This is a genomic window from Occallatibacter sp., assembly GCF_049802275.1.
In the GTDB taxonomy this organism is placed as follows: Bacteria; Acidobacteriota; Terriglobia; order Terriglobales; family Acidobacteriaceae; genus Telmatobacter.
Map to the genome: position 1 here is coordinate 1 of NZ_JBARMD010000648.1, position 3,708 is coordinate 3,708.

The 3,708-nt window shown below is 58.2% G+C and carries 4 protein-coding genes; 2 read left to right on the plus strand and 2 right to left on the minus strand.

The window, feature by feature from the left end:
- Positions 1-1,592: 2,3-bisphosphoglycerate-independent phosphoglycerate mutase (gene gpmI, locus WA354_RS21750; RefSeq protein ID WP_472815118.1), on the plus strand; the 1,592-nt coding region annotated here is incomplete at its 5' end.
- Positions 1,593-1,655: 63 nt separating this feature from the next.
- Here gpmI and WA354_RS21755 read toward each other — a convergent pair.
- Together WA354_RS21755 and WA354_RS21760 are read right to left on the minus strand one after the other, a co-directional pair.
- Positions 1,656-2,153, minus strand: a complete 498-nt coding sequence (locus WA354_RS21755; RefSeq protein ID WP_472815119.1) for a hypothetical protein — start codon at positions 2,151-2,153, stop codon at positions 1,656-1,658.
- Positions 2,154-2,334: 181 nt separating this feature from the next.
- Complete coding sequence (locus tag WA354_RS21760) at positions 2,335-3,336, minus strand: MBL fold metallo-hydrolase (RefSeq protein WP_472815120.1); 1,002 nt, start codon at positions 3,334-3,336, stop codon at positions 2,335-2,337.
- 150 nt (positions 3,337-3,486) lie between these two features.
- Between WA354_RS21760 and WA354_RS21765 the strand changes: the two genes are divergently transcribed.
- Positions 3,487-3,708: hypothetical protein (locus WA354_RS21765; RefSeq protein ID WP_472815121.1), on the plus strand; the 222-nt coding region annotated here is incomplete at its 3' end.

A 3,708-nucleotide genomic window follows, 5' to 3' on the forward strand; every position in this document is an offset into this window, starting at 1 on the left:
TCGTTCTGACCATCCTTGACGGATGGGGTTTTCGCGCTGAAACGGCGAACAACGCAATTGCACTAGCCCGCAAGCCCACTTATGACAAGCTGCTGCGTGAGTTTCCCAACACGCTGATCCAGGCTTCTGATCATTTCGTGGGATTGCCGGATGGACAGATGGGCAACAGCGAGGTCGGCCACCTGAACATTGGTGCGGGCCGTATTGTGCAGATGGACATCACGCGCATCGACGCGCTTATCGCTTCGGGGCAGTTTTCAAAGGAGCCCAGAATCGTGGAGGCGATGCAGAAGGCTCGCGACGGGCGTCACGCGCTGCATCTGTTCGGGCTTGTCTCCGATGGAGGCGTGCATTCGCACCAGGAGCACCTTTATGCGCTGCTGCGTACGGCGCGGGAATACGGATTGCAACAAGTATTCGTACACGCCTTCATGGATGGCCGTGATACGGCGCCCGACTCCGGCGCCGGCTTTATCGCGAAGCTCGAGCAGAAGATGCGCGAGTACGGTGTGGGCAAGGTGGCCTCAATCAATGGCCGCTATTACGCGATGGATCGCGATAAGCGCTGGGAACGTGAACGCAAGGCGTTCGACGCGATGGTCAGCGGCAAAGCAGAGGGTGGAGCGTATCCCGACCCGGTGGCGCGCCTGAAGGAGAGCTACAACAATGGCGTCACGGATGAGTTCGTCATACCCTTTGTCGTGGTCGATGGGGCAGGGAAGCCGGTTGCGCAGATTCGCGACGAGGATGTGTGCATCAACTTCAATTTCCGCGCTGACCGTGCACGGCAGATCACCCGCGTGCTGGCGCGCGAAAGCGGATTGAACAAGGAAGGCGGTCGCAATCTCGAGGGGTGGGAGTCGCTGGATGAAACGATTCCGCGCAGCGAAATTCCGAAGAATTTGCATTACCTGTGCATGACGCAGTACGACAAGCTTTACGCGCTGCCGATGATTATCTTGCCGGAGTCGATGGACAACATCCTGGCGAATATTCTTTCGGCGCACAATCTGCGCAATCTGCGTGTGGCGGAGACTGAGAAGTTTGCGCACGTGACGTACTTCTTCAACGGCGGGATCGAAACGCCGTTTCCCGGAGAAGACCGCACGCTGATTCCTTCGCTGAAGGTTGCGACTTACGATCTTGCACCCGAAATGAAAGCCGAAGCGATTGGCGACACCATCGTGAAGGCAATCAACGATACGGCGTTCGATCTTGTCGTCGCGAATTTCGCCAACGCCGACATGGTAGGCCACTCAGGAAAACTTGAGCCGACCATCCGTGCCTGCGAAGCCGTGGATGCGCAGCTTGGCCGTATCTACAAGGCCATCAAGGAAAAGAACGGGAGCTGGCTGATCACGGCGGATCACGGAAATGCAGAATTGATGGTGGATCCGGTGACTGGCGGACCGCACACGGCGCATACGACAAACCCGGTGCCAATGATTTACGTCGCGGGAGATGGACCGAATTATCGTCTGCGGCCGGATGGCTCGTTGCGCGATATTTCGCCGACGCTGCTGAATCTGCTGAGTCTTGGATTGCCGAAGGAGATGACCGGCGGCGATCTGCGGGTTCCGATCGCGAAGTAATTTTGCTCGAACGAAAAAGGCCTCCTATGCGGGAGGCCTTTGAATTTTGGGATCAGATGCCGGTTAGCGCGGGCGCAGGGACTTGATCGCGTTGGGAAGGCGCTCGAAGGCTTCGGGGAGCCGTTCTTCGAGGATGCGCGCGCGTTCCGCGGCGATTCCGCCGAGATACGACGGTACGGGCGTCGCGGTAAGGACCAGCACGAACGCAATTACGGAGAAGCAGACGCCTGCGATGGCCGCTGACACCAGCATGTGGTAGGTGTCGGCAATGTCGAGGCCGAGCATGTTGAACGCGACGTGCTCCAGCGGCTTGATATGACGCAAAACCGCGAGCGCGAAGAGTGAGAAAAATACTGAAAGCGAGGTAAGTACTACGAGCGAGACATCGAGACTGCGGTGAAATTTCAGGCGCGCACGGCAACGGGTGCAATCGGCGAAGTGCTGTTCATAATCTCTCCTCATTTCGGGAGAGATTCCTGTAATGTCATACCGCCAGCTCGCAAGAATAGCGCCCACGACGCGGTCAGTACATTGAGGTTTCGCCATAAGAGTCGGACTCACCTTTAAAATCTGCTCAATTGCCGCGGTCTACACAAAAACCGCTCGGTAACTCTTGGATGCTTCGCACTTACGCGGTGATGCAGTTACTCAATCACATTGAAAAGAGGAAGCTTACATCACAGGAGTTCGGGCACATAAGCGCCAGACCGACATTACTCCCACTTACCATTGTAATCGACTTTCAGGAAAAGCAAATTGTTGACATGGGTTCGTTTTGCGCCGCGAGCAACAACCGATTTGCCAGAAGGCTGGCACGACCGTTGAGGGCGCGCTCGGCCGCGATGCGGGCAAGCTCAGGAAGATTATTGCTTTCAGAGAGATGCCCCAGAACGACGTAGGCAGCCTGGCCGTCGTATTCGGTCTCGAGATAGGTGGCTGTGGCCTCGTTTGACAGGTGGCCTACGCGGGAGAGGACCCGCTGTTTGACCGACCAGGGGTAGGGGCCGTCGCGCAGCATCTCAAGGTCGTGGTTGGACTCAAGTAGAAGAAGATCAACAGCTTTGAGCTGGGCTTTGACGTTTGGCGGGATGTAGCCGAGGTCCGTCGCCACCGCCATGCGTACACCTTCAGCCTGGAAGACGAATCCGACCGGGTCCGCGGCGTCATGAGGGATGGTGAAGGGGCTGACGGAGATGTCTCCGATCTGGAGCGGCTTTCCGGCCTGGAAAAACTGCACGGAGGGGAGCGCCGTGGGGTCCTTTTCGGGTGCTTTAGCGGGGGATGGTTCGGCCGTTTCAGCCGGAGCTGATTCTGTGGAAATCTCGGCCTCTTCGGGATCGCAATCTTCTGCTGCGGCAGCATCGGCTTCTGCCATGCGTGCAGCCGCTTGCTTGCGGCATTGCTCCAGCCACTGGGTATAGGTCATCTGCTTGCGGGGCGAGAGCCAGCGTACCCAGGCGCGATGGGTGCCCTCGGTGAAATAGACCGGAATGCCGAGTCTGCGTGCAGTGACGGCAAGGCCGGCGACGTGGTCGGAATGCTCGTGGGTGATGATGATGGCGTCAAGCGTGGCGGGATCTTCGTCGACGAGGCGCATGCGCCGGAAGAGTTCGCGGCAACTGAGGCCGGCGTCAACGAGAATCCGGGTGTTTCCGCCGGTGACAACCGTGCAGTTGCCCTTGGACCCCGAAGCCAGCACCGTGAACCGCACCATGAAGTGAGCATAACGCGCGAGCCTGTGCATTACGAGGTCCGTAGTTAACCGGGAAGGAACTCATTTCAATCCTGGGAGCAAAGATTGAAATTGCGCCGGGTTTGGAACTCACCGAAGTATGCTTGGCAGTAGCAGGATTCAAGCTACGACGATGCCCCAATCGTTGCTGAGGTCAAAGGCATGACAAGAAGGCAGTTTGTTGGTGCGATAGTTTTTGCCTCGCTCGCGTACGGCGCGTTTCTGGCCGGCGGCATCTTCTTTCCGGGAGCGCGTGTACTGGCGGCCGACAAGCCGGCAGGTACTGCGCCGGACTGGAGTCCCAAGGCTGCCGCTAAGTATAGCGACAGCCGCGACGTCTGGTGGAAGGGCTGGGATCGGGCGCACAAGGACCATGGCACGCTC

Excerpts from the sequence above, each read along its gene's own strand:
- WA354_RS21760 (WP_472815120.1), bottom strand. The coding sequence starts at position 3,336 with ATGCACAGGCTCGCGCGTTATGCTCACTTCATGGTGCGGTTCACGGTG.